Origin of the sequence: Actinomadura spongiicola (genome assembly GCF_003432485.1) — a bacterium.
In the GTDB taxonomy this organism is placed as follows: Bacteria; Actinomycetota; Actinomycetes; order Streptosporangiales; family Streptosporangiaceae; genus Spirillospora; species Spirillospora spongiicola.
This window is the reverse complement of sequence record NZ_QVNQ01000004.1, coordinates 62,702-75,887: the sequence shown is the minus strand read 5'-3', so window position 1 is coordinate 75,887 and position 13,186 is coordinate 62,702. Positions and strand designations below refer to the sequence as shown.

Genomic DNA, 13,186 nt, shown 5'->3' with positions numbered 1-13,186 from the left:
CGTCACTCCAGGCAGGTCACCCTGGGCTGTGGACGGTACTCGGTGTGGAACTTCTCCCGGCGGACCTGGCGACCGTCGCTCAGCAGCGTCCGCCACACGTCGATCTCGAATCCGTTGCGTCCCCGGGTGGGCACGCAGTCCCACCCGCGTCCGGAACCCGTGCTGAACGGCGTGAATCCGTACCGCTCGGACGACCTGGACAGAACCCGGTATCGGCGTTCGCCCCACAGGTTCACCGTCAGCGACGACGCGGTGAGCACGGCCTCGATGCGCACGGGACGGTTCGTGTCGTTCCGCCAGGTGAAGTCCAGGCCGGGGTACGACACGGCCGCCTCTCGCCCTTCCGGGTACTCCGGCATGTACATCGAGTGCGCACGAGCCTTCCGGATGTCCAGACCCGCACGGAAGACCGCGTTGAACAGCGTCGACGACACCTGGCACACGCCGCCGCCCACATCGTTCACCAGCCGCGACCCCATGATGGCGGGCGCGGGCACGTAGCCCCGGCTCTCGGTGCGCGGGCCGACGACATCGTTGAACGAGAAGGTCGTGCCCGGAGCGACGACGTGGCCGTCCAGGATCTCGGTGGCGAGCGCGATGTTGCGCACCCGGGGTTCACCGGGCTCGAACCAGGTCGTGTAACCGCTCATCGGCTTCGCGCGTGTTCCCCGGTCGGGGACCGCCTTCACCGGTAAGGCGTCGTCGCGCGGCACCTGCTCACGGGCGGCCTGCGTCGCGGACGCGCCGGACCCCCGCGCGAGCCCCAGGTAAGCACCCAGCAGAAGCCCGGTCGTCGCCAGCGCGCCCGCGACGAACGGCCACCACTGCCGGACGCAGTCGCGCAACTCCGGCTGCCGCGCATGGCACCGTCCTTTCCCGCCACCGGCTCTCTCGTCATGGGCCCTCGCGCCACCGGGCCTCCTCCGGCCGGGTCTCCCCCCGCCGGTCCGGGTCCGCCTCACGGAACTCCACACCCCCCGCGGGTCCCCTGGGCGGGGATCCCGCAACGAACCCTCCCCCGGCCTGACCCGCCACGCCCGGGTCTTTGCGCGAACAACACCCGGACAACAGCGAATCCAGGCCCGTCAGCGGGCCCGGGCGCCCTCACGCAGCCGCTCGGGGTCGATCTCGCGGCCCGGCCACCTCCGGAGATACTCGGCCTCCAACTGGTTCATCCGGCGCGTGTGCTCCCCGTACGCCTGGTCGGCGGCGTGCCTGAGGGCGTCCATCCGCGTCGCGTACAACTGCGCGAGCTCACGGAACAGGTCGTCGTCGGTGAGGTCGCCGGGGTCGACCCCCAGTTCGGTGTCATCGGTCGTCATGTACTGCCTCCTCCTCCGCGGGCGCCTCGTCCCCTACCCGGAGCCGACCGGCGTGAACACCGCGAGGGCGCGGGCGTGCTTGCCGAACCGCACCGGCCCCGGCGACGGCGACACCTCACCGTCCCGGGCGATCCGGAGCCCGCCCGACCGGGACGCCACCTCCAGCCCGGAGGCCCGCCACGCGCGGAATCCGGGGGTGATGTGCAGATGCCCGGCCATGACGGCGGCGGTCGCGCGGACGCGGGGGACGCGGCGCCCGGTCGCGACCATCCGGATGTCGAGCCGCCCGTCGTCGAGCCGCTCGCGCCAGGTGGGGGCGGCGCCGCGCGAGCCGTACACGCAGTTCCCGACGAACGCCAGCCACACGCGGCGGTCCCGGCCGTCCACGGTCACCTCGACCGGTTCGGAGTGCCGCAGCGTGCGGACGGCGGCGATCGCGAGCGCCGGCCACTTCCCGAGCCGCTTCTCCAGCCGGGCTCGCCGGTCGACCAGTTCGGCGTAGGCGCCGAAGCTCGCCGTGTTGAGGAACAGCTGCTCCTCCTCGCCCGCCGCCGCACCGTTGGCGGGTGTGATATATGCCACGTCCACGCGGCCGAGGCGCCCGTCCCGGTACGCGGCGACCGCCTGCGCCGCCGACTCCACGCCGAGCGCGCGGGCGAAATGGTCGAACGTCCCGCTGGGGACGACGAGCAGCGGCACATCGTGCCTCAGCGCGGCGCGCGCACCCGCGTTCACCGTGCCGTCCCCGCCGATGACCGCGAGCACCGAGGCCCGTTCCGCGGCCTGGCCGAACACCTTGTCGACGTCCTCGTCCGGGCCGAGCCGGACGATCTCCGCCGCGGGCAACTCCCGCCGGACCAGCTCGACCGCCAATTCCGGACGGCCCGGCAGGATCGCCGCGGTCGCGCCTCCGACACCGCCCGCTTCGGGGTTGACGACGACGACCAGCCCGTCGCCGTCCTCGCTGACCAGGTCCTTCGCGTCCTCGCTCCGGGTCACGCGGGCCACCGGGGGGCGAGCGGGCCACACCACGCGCGTGCCGAGCGCGGCCAGCGCGCCGATCCCGACGCCGGCCAGCACGTCGCCCGGGTAGTGCGCGCCGGTGTAGACGCGGGCGAACGCGACCGCCGCCGCCGTCGCCGCGACCGGCACGGCCACCGGACGCGGCGCCTCCAGCGCGACGCCGGTCGCGAACGCGGCCGCCGACGCCGAGTGCCCGGACGGGAACGCGTGCGACGTCGGCAGCTTCCACCGGATCCGGATCGGCGGCACCAGGTCGACGACCGGTCGCTTGCGGCGGAACGCCTGCTTGCCGAGCAGGTTCACCGCCGGGCTCGCCACCGCGATCGCGATGGAGCCGCGAAGCGCGGCCCGCCGCAGCCGGGCCCGTCCGGTGGCGCCCAGCACACCCGCGGTCGTGAACCACAGGACGCCGTGGTCGGCGAACCTCGACAGCCTCGGCAGGACGTACTCCAGCCCGCGCAGCCGTGCCGCCGCCACCTGGTCGAACGCCCACCGGTCCACCCGTCCGAGCCTGCGCAGCAGACCGCGACGGGGCTCCGGTGACCTCCGGTGACGGCGTGGTGGGACGGACCGTCTCGGCGCGGCACCACCCGCTTGGGGCCGCCGTGAATGGTTGACGCGCATGCCCCGGGTATCCCCAGGGACGCCGACATGATTCCGCAAAGATCTCAAATCAGGGGTCACATGAGGGTGTACGTCACTCCGGACTCGGCGACTGCAATAGGCTTCGCGGCATGAGTCACCCGGAACGGCTCGGTTCCCCGGGTGGTGAGTCGGTCGGAACGATCGCGGAGCCTCCTCACGTGAACGAGAAGCTGGCCGACTACGCCGCCCGCCACGGGCTGAGGCAGAGCGCCGCGCGCCCCCCGCTCGGCAAGTACCTCCAGAGCGTGTGGGCACGCCGGAACTTCATCTGGGCGTTCGCGTCCGCGAAGAACATCTCGCTGTACAGCGACTCGCGGCTCGGCCAGGTCTGGCAGGTCCTCACGCCGTTGCTGAACGCGGCGGTCTACTACCTGATCTTCGGGTTGCTGCTCGGCCTCAGCCGCGGGCTGCCGGACTTCATCCCGTTCCTGGTGACCGGCGTCTTCCTGTTCGGTTTCACGCAGCGGTCGGTCACCTCGGGCGCCAAGTCCGTCGGCGACAACCTGTCGCTGATCAGGGCGCTGCACTTCCCGCGGGCCACGCTGCCGCTCGCGATCGCCGTCGTCGAGCTCCAGCAGTTGCTGCTGTCGCTGGGCGTCCTGTTCGCGATCGTGTTCGCCTACGGCGAGCCGCTCAGCCTGTACCTGCTGTTGTTCGTGCCCGTGGTGATGCTCCAGCTCATGTTCAACGTGGGCATCAGCATGGTCATGGCCCGGATCGGCGCGTTCAACCGCGACATCACGCAGCTGCTGCCGTTCGTCATGCGCACGTGGCTCTACGCGTCCGGCGTGATCTTCAGCCTGCCGTCGTTGATGGAGAAGGGCTCCAAGCTCTCCCAGTACCCCCTCCTCGGCGAACTGCTCCAGCTCAACCCCGCGTACGTGTACCTGGAGCTGAGCAGGCACGTGCTGCTCAGCGACTACCGCGAGTACATCGAGCGCAAGTACCCCATGGACGTGGGACAGTTGTGGCTGACCGCCGGGATCTGGTCCGTGGTGATGCTCGTCGGCGGGTTCCTGTACTTCTACAAAGCCGAGGAGCGGTACGGCCGTGGCTGAGACGAAGGTGCGCGGGAACAACGTGGAGATCGACCCGAGCCGGGAGCCGATCGTCGTCGTGGACGATCTGCACATCGTCTACCGGGTGTACGGCGCGGGCGGCAAGGGCAATGCGGCCTCGGCCTTCGCGCGGGTGGTGCGCCGCCAGCACCGTCCGTCGATGACGGAGGTCCACGCGATCAAGGGCCTGTCGTTCGTCGTCTACCGGGGCGAGGCCGTCGGCATCATCGGCACCAACGGCTCCGGCAAGTCGACGCTGCTGAAGGCCATCGCCGGGCTGCTGCCCCCGCACAGCGGCGGCGTCTACACCGACGGGCAGCCGTCCCTGCTCGGCGTGAACGCGGCCCTGATGAAGGACCTCACCGGCGAGCGCAACATCGTCCTCGGCTGCCTCGCGATGGGCATGTCCCCTGCGGACACCAAGTCCCGGTACCAGCAGATCGTCGACTTCGCCGGGCTCAAGGAAGGCTTCATCCAGTACCCGATGCGGACGTACTCGTCCGGCATGGGCGCCCGGCTCCGGTTCGCGATCGCGGCGGCCAAGACCCATGACGTACTGCTGATCGACGAGGCCCTCGCCACCGGTGACGCCAAGTTCCGGACCAAGAGCAAGCGCCGGATCGACGAGCTGCGCAAGGAGGCGGGCGCGGTGTTCCTCGTCGCCCACCAACTCGACACGATCAAGGAGATGTGCGACCGCGTCATCTGGATCGACGACGGCCGGATGCACATGGACGGCGACCCCGAGGAGGTCGTCGCCGCCTACGTCGAGGCGACGGGGAAGTGACCGAAGCCGCCGTGCCCTGAGGCGCCCCTGATAAAGATGAGGGGACACGCGCACGTTTCTCATCGAGTCTCCTTGAGGAGGGCACCATGGCCGGTAGGCCGCCGCTTCCGCACGACTTTCTGCCCGAGGTCCCGTCGTTCACCGTGACGAGCGACGACGTCACCGATGGTGAGCGTCTCGCGGACGGGCAGGTGTACGACGGCGGCAACGAGTCCCCCCACCTGCGCTGGTCGGGCTTCCCCGCCGGGACGAAGAGCTTCGCGGTGACGTGCTTCGACCCGGACGCGCCGACCGGCAGCGGCTTCTGGCACTGGTCGCTGTTCGACATCCCGGCGGACGTGACGGAGCTGCCCACCGGCGCCGGATCCGAGGACGCCAAGGTCGGCGTGCACGCCCGCAACGACTTCGGCACGAAGGCGTTCGGCGGGGCCGCCCCGCCGCCCGGCGACCCGCACCGCTACGTGTTCACCGTCCACGCGCTGGACGTGGAGTCGCTCGGCGTCGGGCCCGACACGCCCCCGGCCGCCGTGGGCTTCAACATCACCGCCCACACCCTCGCCCGCGCCACGATCATCGGGACCTACGGGACCTGAGCTATCCCGCGTACTCCCCGGTCGGGACGATCATCGGGGTGCCGGTGACCGGGTCGGGCGTGATCACGCAGGACAGGTCGAACACCTCCTTGATCAGGGCGGCGTCGACGATGTCGGCGGGCGCGCCCGCCGCGACGACCCGGCCGTCGCGCATGGCGACGATGTGGTCGGCGAACCGGCACGCCTGGTTGACGTCGTGCAGCACCGCGATGATCGTCCGGCCGTCGTCGCGCAGCCGGGCCAGCAGCGCGAGAAGCTGGTACTGGTGCGTGATGTCGAGGAACGTGGTGGGCTCGTCCAGCAGCAGGTAGGGCGTCTCCTGGGCCAGCACCATCGCGATCCACACCCGCTGCCGCTGTCCGCCGGAGAGGTTCTCCATGCGCCGCTCCGCCAGGTCGGTGACGCCCGCGGCGGTCATCGCGGCGGTGACGGCGCGCTCGTCGTCCGCCGACCAGGTCGACAGCAGCGTCTGGTGCGGGTAGCGGCCGCGGGCGACGAGCTGCCGGACGACCATGTTCTCCGGCGCGACGAGGCCCTGCGGCAGGAACGCCATCTCCCGGGCGATGGTCTTCGGACGGTAGTCCCGCACGTCCCGTCCGTCGAAGGCGATATGCCCGGACGACGGCGCGAGCAGCCGGGCGAACGAGCGCAGCAACGTCGACTTGCCGCACGCGTTGGCACCGACGATGGCGGTGAACGCGCCGTCCGGGACGTCGAGGTCCAGGTCCGCCGACACGACCCGGTCGCCGTAGCGGAGGGTGGCGTCCCGGGCGGTGAGCCGTCCCTTCATCCCCGTTCGACCTCCTTGAAGAGCAGCAGGCAGAGGTAACCTCCGCCGAGCACCGTCGTCACGGCGCCGACCGGGAGCTGGACGGGCGACAGGACGGTCTGGGCGATGAGGTCGGCGGCGAGCAGCAGCGCCGCGCCGGTCAGCGCGGCGGGCAGCGGCGGCACCCCGGCGGCGCCCGCGATCCGGCGGCCGATCTGCGGGGCGACGAGCCCGACGAACACGATCGGCCCGGCGGCGGCGGTGACGCCCGCGGTCAGCCCCACCCCGGCCAGCACCGCGAGAAGCCGGAACCGGCCGAGGCCGAGCCCGGACGCGGCGGCGACGTCGTCGCCGAGCGCCGCCTGCCGCATGCCCTGGGACAGCGCGGCCAGCAGCACCGCGAGCGCGCCGATGACGATGAGCGGGAACCGCAGGCCCGCCCATTCGACGCCGTTGAGGGTGCCCGCCTGCCAGCCGGTCGCGGCGATGGCGACGTCCAGGTCGGCGCGCAGCACGATCCAGGAGTTCGTCGCGGTCAGCATGGCGTTCACGGCGATCCCGACGACGACGAGCCGCAGCCCGCTGACCCCGGACCGCAGCGCCAGCGCGCAGACGGCGGCGGCGGTGGCGAGCCCGCCCGCCAGCGCGCCGGTGGCCAGGCCCGCCGCGGTCCCGCCGAACAGGGTGATCGCGATGAGGACGCCGGTGTAGGAGCCCGCGTCGAGGCCGATGACGTCGGGGCTGCCGAGCGCGTTGCGGGTGAGGTTCTGGAACACCGAGCCCGCCGCGCCGAGCGCGGCGCCGAACACGATCGCGGCGGTGACGCGCGGCAGCCGCCACTCCCGGACGATGACCGCCGAGTCGCCGCGGCCGAGCAGCCCTTGCAGGACGTCGCCCGGCGCGTCCCAGGAGTCGCCCCGGCACAGCGCGGCCAGCGCGAGCCCCGCGATGGCGGCGACGAGGACGCAGGAGGCGACCAGCGCCCGCCGCTCCACCAGCGCCGACACCGGGCCCGCACGGACGACCAGCGCGCTCACAGGGCCACCGCCCCGTGCCGCCGGACGATCCAGATGAGCGCCGGTCCGCCGAGGAACGCGGTGACGACGGCGACGGGCAGTTCGCCGGTGGGGAGCAGGACGCGGGAGCCGATGTCGGCGGCGACGAGCAGCACCGCCCCGAGCACCATCGTGTACGCCATCAGCCACGCGACCGACCCGGCCGCGGGCCGCCGCGCCAGATGCGGGACGAGCAGCCCCACGAAGATGATCGGCCCCGCCACGGCGGTGGCCGCGCCGGTCAGCAGCGTGATCAACACGAGCACGGCGATCCGGACGCGCCGGACGCGGGCGCCGAGCGCGTGCGCGACGCTGTCGCCGAGCATCAGCCCGCCGAGCGGCCGCGTCACGAGCACGGCCCCGGCCAGCGCGACGACGATCACCGCGAGCGGCAGCGCCAGCGGCGTCTGCTCGCGGCCCGCCAGCGACCCGACGTGCCAGTACCGGTACTCGTCGAGCGCGTCGGGGAACAGCAGGCGCAGCGCGAGCGTCAGCCCGGCCAGGACGGCGGTGAGCGCGAAGCCCGCCAGCACGAGCCGCAGCGGGAACGTCCGGCCGACCGTGTACACCGCGACGGAGGCGAGCGCGGCCCCGCCAACCGCGAGCGCCATCCGGGACGGCTGCGACCCGGTCACCCCGAGCACCGTGCCGAGGGTGATCGCGAAGGCGGCGCCCGCGGTGACGCCGAGGACGCCCGGCTCGGCGAGCGGGTTGCGGGTCATGGTCTGGATCAGGGTCCCGGCCGTCGCCAGGGCCGCGCCGGCGCAGCAGGCGAGGACCGTCCGCGGCCCCCGGATGTCGCGGACGATCGACTCCGCCTCCGCCCCGGCGCCCCCGGCGAACACCCGCCAGATCTCCTCCGGCGGGACGGCCTGGGCGCCGACGGACACGCTCGCGACCGCGAGCACCGCCAGCGCCAGCACGGTCACCGCGAGGAACGCGACCCGCCGGGTCAGGTCAATCCTCAAGCCCGGCCACTCCGCGTTTCCAGTAGCCGGTGAACAACGCGTCGGCGCGGCCCCTGCTCCAGGCGCGCAGCGGTTTGATCGCGTCGGCCTCGCCCGCGGCGAACAGGAACGTCCGGCCGTCAGGACGCGGCAGCGCGCGGACCGTGTCGGCGAGCGCGGAGCGGCCGTCGCGCCGCGTGAGCCACACGACCTCGACCCCGTCGCGGACGGCGAGCGGGTAGGCGTGGTCGGCCGCGTCGTCGGTCTCGATCACCGCGTGGGCGCGGACGCCGGGCGGGGCCTCCTCCAGCCATCGCGCGAACGCGGGCAGCGCGGTGGCGTCGACCGCGAACACGTAGTGGTCGTGGTTGTGCGGGAACGCCTTGGCGCCGGGCGGCCCGGCGATCGTGACCTCCGCGCCGACCGGGACGCCGTCCGCCCAGGTGGAGGCCAGCCCACCGGGATGCAGGACGAAGTCGAGGTCGAGTTCGAGGGCCTTCTCGTCGTAGCGCCGGACCGTGTACTTGCGCGTCGGCGGCAGCGGGTGCGGCCAGTCGAGTTCCAGGTCGTCGCCCGGAACGGGGGCACGAAGCGTTCCATCCGCGTCCGGGAACACGATCTTGATGTGGTCGTCGCACTGGTAGCTGTGGAATCCGGCGAGGCCGGGGCCGCCGAGCGTGAGCCGCAGCAGGTTCGGGGTCAGCCGCTCCCGGCGGGCGACGGTGGCCGTCCGGACCTCGATCGGGTAGCCGATGCGCGCGACGCCCGTCCCGGAACGATGGTGTTCGGCGACCCGCCCGCGCGGGTCGCTGCGGTCCATCTTCATGACTTCAGGAGCGGCGCGAGGGCCTGGTCGAGGGCGTCGAGCGTCTTCAGCGCGGACGGGTAGGTCGCCGCCTGCGTGTACCGGATCCCGTAGGCGCGGCCCGCCTTCACCGCGGGCAGGCGCTTCCACAGGTCGGAGTCGAGGACGTACTTCACGGCCGGGCCGACCGTGCCGTCCGGTTCGAGGGTGTAGGTGATGACGTCGGCCTCCCCCAGGCTCTCGGAGAGCTTCTCGATCGACGGGTACTCGGAGACGTTGGTCCCGCCGCCGCGCTTCTCCTTGACCTCGCCGTAGTAGGGGACGCCGATGTCCCCGGCGACGTTCGTGCCCCACGATCGGGCGTACTCGCGCATGAACGTTCCGGACGCCACCTTGCCATAGCCGCCGACGTGCCCGAACTTCAGGCCCGCCAGGGCGCCCTTGTACTTGGCCGCGATCGTCGCGGCCTTCCGCTCGTACTCGGCCTTGGCCTTGCCGTAACCCTCGACGCTTCCCACGGCCTCGGCCTGGCGGCGGGAGAGGTCACGCCAGTCGGACGGTGACGCGGGTCCGAGGACGACGACGGGCGCGACGGACTCCAGGCGCTTCATGTTGAGGTCGCCGAGGACGGGCTTCGGCACCCCGATGACGATGAGGTCGGGGTCGGCCTTGGCGACGGCCTCGTAGTTGGTCTCGGCGGCCGACTCACCGGCCACCTTGTCCAGTTTCTCGTAGGTGGCGCGGTCCTCGGCGCTCATCATCGGGATACCGCGCTTCCAGGTGGAGATCCCGACCAGCGGGGCGCCGAGCTCGATGAGCACCGGCACCGCGTAGCCGGTCGCGACGACCCGCTTCGGCTCGGCCGGAATCTTGATCTTTCCGTTGTCGGCGGCGAAGACCCGCGTTCCGCCGGAGCCGGACTCCGTCGAGGAGTTCCCGGAACCACAGGCGGACGCCAGCACGAGCGCGGCGGCGCACACGGCGGCGAGTCCCCTGGTGGTGGCGCTGGTCATGGCAAAAGGCATGGCTACTAAGGTAAGCCTTACTTAACCTTGGTGATATCGCTGGGAGGACACCCTGTGTCGATGACGCGCCATCCGGTGGACGATCCGGAGATCTGCGAGGAGTTCGGTTACGGCCTCGGCGATCCCGGGGGGATCCTCGTGCTCCGGTACCGGTCGGCGGTCGCGCTCGCGTTCGGTGAGAGCCGCCAGGACTTCCTGCATCAGTTGTACTGGTCCCCGGACGGGCCGCTCGCGACACTGCACGGGCCGTCCGTCCGGTTCGTCGGCGCCGGGGAGGGGTTCTGGGCTCGGCGCGCGGTGAGCCACGAGGTGCGCGCGGGCGACCGGCAGACCGTCTACCGGATCTGCCTGCGGGAGCAGCCGCCCGCGCTGGACGGCCTCCGCGCCGGGCCGGTGCCGGTCGACGACGAGGCCGCGCGGCTCATCACGCTGATCGCCCGGCGCGGCTGCGACGAGGCGACCGCGCTCACCGCCCGCCGACGCATCCTGGCGGGGATCGGCGCGCCGGACGGTTCGGGGCCGCACGCCGCGGGGACCGGCGGCGGCACAGGGTTCGCGCTGGCCGTGGCACGCAGCCTCTCCCATGACCCCGCCGATCCGACGCGGCTCGACGAGTGGGCCGTCCGGCTCCGCGTCAGCGTCAAGACGTTGCAGCGTGACTTCGTCCGAGAATTCGGCATGCCCTACACGCGGTGGCGGACCCTGCTGCGGCTGCGCGCCGCCCGGGTGCTGCTGGACTTTCACCCGGTGGGCACGGTCGCCCACGAGGTCGGGTACGCGAGTCCGTCCGCGTTCATCCACGCGTTCCGGAAGGAGTACGGTCACACGCCCGGCCACCGGTAGCGGGCCGTTTCGATCGCGGCGCGTCCCGTGGGGCGTGTCCGCTCGTGGGGGCGGCGGACACGCCGACGGCGAGTGCTACTTCTGCCAGGGGAATCGATCGGCGAAGGCCGGTTCGAGATCGTCCAGCCAGACCGCGTCCGGGTCGAACTTCGCGAAGAACGGCTTGCCGACCAGGTCGGAGTCACGGCACTGGATGAAGTGAAGGGCGAAGGCCTTCTCGCCGTGCAGGTCCACGACGCCGTCGACGCAGACCTTCCCCGGGGTGGCGGACATGGACGGCCCCCGGACGGTGCGCGACAGCCCGGAGACGTTGCGGTAGGCGTCCCGGAAGATCTCGTACGCGCGGACGAGCGGCACGGCGAAGTAGTCCTGCGGTCCGGTGTCGCGCTCGACGAACAGGTAGTACGGCACCAGGCCCATCCGGGTCTGGACGCGCCACATGGTCTCCCAGGTCACGGCGTCGTCGTTGATCGTCCGAATGACCGGGGACTGGGTGCGGATCACCGCGCCGGTGTCGCGGATCCGGCGGCACGCCTCGGTGACCATGAGCGGTTCGAGCTCGCGCGGGTGCGTGAAGTGGGCCATGAACGCCAGGTTCTTGCCCGACTCGACGACCTGCTCGAACAGGCGCAGCATGTCGTCGGCGTCCGGGTCGGTGACGAACTTCTGCGGCCAGTACGCGAGTGACTTCGTCCCGATCCGGATGGATTCGAGCTGTTCGAGGTCGAGCAGCGGCTCGATGTAGCGGCGCAGCACCGGCTCGCCCATGATCATGGCGTCGCCACCGGTGAACAGCACACTGGTGACCTCGGGGTGCGTGACGAGGTAGTCCCGCAGGGCGGTGACGTCGTCCCCGGCCATCTTGAGGTCGGCCTCGCCGACGAACTGGGCCCAGCGGAAGCAGTACGTACAGTACGCGTGACAGGTCTGCCCCTGTTTGGGGAAGTAGAGAACGGTCTCGTCGTACTTGTGCTGCATTCCCGGGATCTTGCCGTCGCCGAAGCTCGGGACGTTCAGCTCCATCTGACCGGCGGGATGCGGGTTCAGCTTCATCCGTACGGCGTGCGCGGCGGCCTCGATCTCCGCCTTGGGGGCCTCGCGGCGCAGGAGGTCGGACAGGTGCGCGACGTCCTCGGCCGGAAGCATGTCCTCCTGCGGGAAGACCAGCCGGTACATCGGATCGTCGGGCGCGACCGACCAGTCGATGAGCTCGTCGACGACGTAGGCGTTCGTCCGGAACGGCAGAACCGTCGCCACCGCCCGGGTGGCGAGCCGCTGCGCGGGCGACAGCCCCGCGCGAGCGGTGAGCTCGTCCAGGTGCTTCGCCGTGAAGGCGCGGAACTTGCGACCGGTGGATCGCACCGCGGGTGCCGCGTCGTTCACCAGTGTCACGTGTTGGTTCTCCTTGCTGTCAGCGGGAGGCGCACCCTGAGGTGCGTCATCACGGACCGTGATCGATTTCCTCAGAACACCCCCATTCAACCCGTTAAGACGGGTTCATGCCGAATTGATGCCCGCCACCCGGTGACCGCAAAGCAGGTCACGGCAATCCCGCCGAATCGCCTGGACATCATCGTTGGCGTCACATCACCAGTACAACGACAACGGCACGCGGGCTGCTGCGTCAGGAGACTCTCCAGAGCCGGACTCCGGAAGAACTCTCGCTCCGTCCCGCCATGGCCGGGACGCACGTCGCACGGGCAAGAATCCGCATACGGGACGGAAAAAGCCGTCACTCGTCGCATGTAAACAACTACTGACGGTGACGTTTCTGTTGTGGATATACGTCGCAAGGTCGTGGAGATGAGCCGCAAGGCCACCGGCACGAAGCGCGGAAAGGCCCTGGTCCTGGGTTCCGCGGGGTTGCTCGTGCTCGTGCTGGTGGGCGGCGGGGTCGCGTTCCTGTTGACCGGCCGCGAGGAGCTCCAGTACAAGACGCAGTCCGCGCTGCGGGCGGCGCTGCCGGTGACGGCGGCGGCCGAGCTGCGCGAACACGGCGTGAGCCTGGCGTCGCCGCTGAAGTGCGAGGACCTGCCCGGCTGGACGAAGACGAAGATGCGCGTGTCCTGCACCGGCACGACCTCCGACAAGAAGACCGTCGAGGTCCTCGGCAGCGGCGAGCAGGAGACGCGCAAGAGCTACTACACGATTCTCGTGGACGGCCGACCGGTCGTGGAGAACAAGCCGTGCCTCGGGGCGGATTGCCGGGCGAAGGACGGGTAGTCGTCATGGCGGACGGAGGAACGTCCTACGATGCGGTGAGCTGCGTGATCGCGGCGCACCGCGTTCGACCTCCTTCCCTCCCCTGTTCCCC

The 13,186-nt window shown here is 71.4% G+C and carries 14 protein-coding genes; 5 read left to right on the top strand and 9 right to left on the bottom strand.

Annotated elements, in window-relative coordinates:
- Positions 1–2: 2 nt before the first annotated feature.
- The 3 genes from D0T12_RS13160 to D0T12_RS13145 all read right to left on the bottom strand — a co-directional run bounded on the left by D0T12_RS13160 (position 3) and on the right by D0T12_RS13145 (position 2,846).
- Entirely contained in the window at positions 3–845 is an 843-nt protein-coding gene (locus D0T12_RS13160) for a VanW family protein (RefSeq protein WP_147339491.1), read from the bottom strand.
- Positions 846–1,085: 240 nt separating this feature from the next.
- On the bottom strand, positions 1,086–1,322 hold the full coding sequence (locus D0T12_RS13150) for a DUF6158 family protein (protein WP_117399857.1): 237 nt from the start codon (positions 1,320–1,322) through the stop codon (positions 1,086–1,088).
- Between the two features lie 33 nt (positions 1,323–1,355).
- Positions 1,356–2,846: a bifunctional phosphatase PAP2/diacylglycerol kinase family protein gene (locus tag D0T12_RS13145; protein ID WP_233526029.1), complete on the bottom strand. Its 1,491-nt coding sequence runs from the start codon at positions 2,844–2,846 to the stop codon at positions 1,356–1,358.
- A 302-nt stretch (positions 2,847–3,148) separates the two neighbouring features.
- Here D0T12_RS13145 and D0T12_RS13140 point away from each other — a divergent pair, with 302 nt between their 5' ends.
- From D0T12_RS13140 to D0T12_RS13130, 3 genes are all read left to right on the top strand, one after another.
- Entirely contained in the window at positions 3,149–4,048 is a 900-nt protein-coding gene (locus tag D0T12_RS13140) for an ABC transporter permease (protein WP_233526028.1), read from the top strand.
- Positions 4,041–4,835: an ABC transporter ATP-binding protein gene (locus D0T12_RS13135; protein WP_233526027.1), complete on the top strand. Its 795-nt coding sequence runs from the start codon at positions 4,041–4,043 to the stop codon at positions 4,833–4,835. The genes D0T12_RS13140 and D0T12_RS13135 overlap by 8 nt, the downstream gene beginning before the upstream one ends.
- A gap of 86 nt (positions 4,836–4,921) precedes the next feature.
- Positions 4,922–5,428 (top strand): YbhB/YbcL family Raf kinase inhibitor-like protein, encoded by a 507-nt coding sequence (locus tag D0T12_RS13130; protein WP_117399855.1) that lies wholly within the window; start codon positions 4,922–4,924, stop codon positions 5,426–5,428.
- 1 nt (position 5,429) lies between these two features.
- On the opposite strand, the gene D0T12_RS13125 is transcribed toward D0T12_RS13130, so the two are convergent.
- From D0T12_RS13125 to D0T12_RS13105, 5 genes are read right to left on the bottom strand one after another with little or no spacing between them, the layout of a single operon-like run.
- Entirely contained in the window at positions 5,430–6,218 is a 789-nt protein-coding gene (locus tag D0T12_RS13125; RefSeq protein ID WP_117399854.1) for an ABC transporter ATP-binding protein, read from the bottom strand.
- Complete coding sequence (locus D0T12_RS13120) at positions 6,215–7,234, bottom strand: FecCD family ABC transporter permease (RefSeq protein ID WP_117399853.1); 1,020 nt, start codon at positions 7,232–7,234, stop codon at positions 6,215–6,217. The genes D0T12_RS13125 and D0T12_RS13120 overlap by 4 nt, the downstream gene beginning before the upstream one ends.
- Positions 7,231–8,220 (bottom strand): FecCD family ABC transporter permease, encoded by a 990-nt coding sequence (locus tag D0T12_RS13115; protein ID WP_233526026.1) that lies wholly within the window; start codon positions 8,218–8,220, stop codon positions 7,231–7,233. The genes D0T12_RS13120 and D0T12_RS13115 overlap by 4 nt, the downstream gene beginning before the upstream one ends.
- A complete protein-coding gene (locus D0T12_RS13110; protein ID WP_233526025.1) occupies positions 8,210–9,019 on the bottom strand; it encodes a siderophore-interacting protein in 810 nt (269 codons plus the stop codon). Before D0T12_RS13110 ends, D0T12_RS13115 begins: the two co-directional genes overlap by 11 nt.
- A gap of 2 nt (positions 9,020–9,021) precedes the next feature.
- Positions 9,022–10,029 carry an ABC transporter substrate-binding protein gene (locus D0T12_RS13105; RefSeq protein ID WP_233526024.1) on the bottom strand — a complete coding sequence of 336 codons (1,008 nt, stop codon included), beginning with the start codon at positions 10,027–10,029 and terminating at the stop codon, positions 9,022–9,024.
- 60 nt (positions 10,030–10,089) lie between these two features.
- Between D0T12_RS13105 and D0T12_RS13100 the strand changes: the two genes are divergently transcribed.
- The gene (locus tag D0T12_RS13100; protein ID WP_117399850.1) at positions 10,090–10,872 is read left to right on the top strand and encodes a helix-turn-helix transcriptional regulator; all 783 of its coding nucleotides are present in this window, start codon (positions 10,090–10,092) and stop codon (positions 10,870–10,872) included.
- A 75-nt stretch (positions 10,873–10,947) separates the two neighbouring features.
- Here the strand turns inward: D0T12_RS13100 and D0T12_RS13095 are convergent, their stop codons facing one another.
- Positions 10,948–12,264, bottom strand: coding sequence for a KamA family radical SAM protein (locus tag D0T12_RS13095; protein WP_117399849.1), 1,317 nt, complete (start codon positions 12,262–12,264; stop codon positions 10,948–10,950).
- A 411-nt stretch (positions 12,265–12,675) separates the two neighbouring features.
- Between D0T12_RS13095 and D0T12_RS13090 the strand changes: the two genes are divergently transcribed.
- Positions 12,676–13,095, top strand: coding sequence for a hypothetical protein (locus tag D0T12_RS13090; RefSeq protein ID WP_117400400.1), 420 nt, complete (start codon positions 12,676–12,678; stop codon positions 13,093–13,095).
- Positions 13,096–13,186: the final 91 nt, after the last annotated feature.

Bases quoted from the DNA above. Each gene is read 5' to 3' on its own strand.
- D0T12_RS13150 (WP_117399857.1), bottom strand. From the start codon at position 1,322: ATGACGACCGATGACACCGAACTGGGGGTCGACCCCGGCGACCTCACC.
- D0T12_RS13130 (WP_117399855.1), top strand. From the start codon at position 4,922: ATGGCCGGTAGGCCGCCGCTTCCGCACGACTTTCTGCCCGAGGTCCCG.
- D0T12_RS13125 (WP_117399854.1), bottom strand. From the start codon at position 6,218: ATGAAGGGACGGCTCACCGCCCGGGACGCCACCCTCCGCTACGGCGAC.
- D0T12_RS13110 (WP_233526025.1), bottom strand. From the start codon at position 9,019: ATGGACCGCAGCGACCCGCGCGGGCGGGTCGCCGAACACCATCGTTCC.
- D0T12_RS13105 (WP_233526024.1), bottom strand. From the start codon at position 10,029: ATGCCTTTTGCCATGACCAGCGCCACCACCAGGGGACTCGCCGCCGTG.
- D0T12_RS13100 (WP_117399850.1), top strand. From the start codon at position 10,090: ATGACGCGCCATCCGGTGGACGATCCGGAGATCTGCGAGGAGTTCGGT.
- D0T12_RS13090 (WP_117400400.1), top strand. From the start codon at position 12,676: ATGAGCCGCAAGGCCACCGGCACGAAGCGCGGAAAGGCCCTGGTCCTG.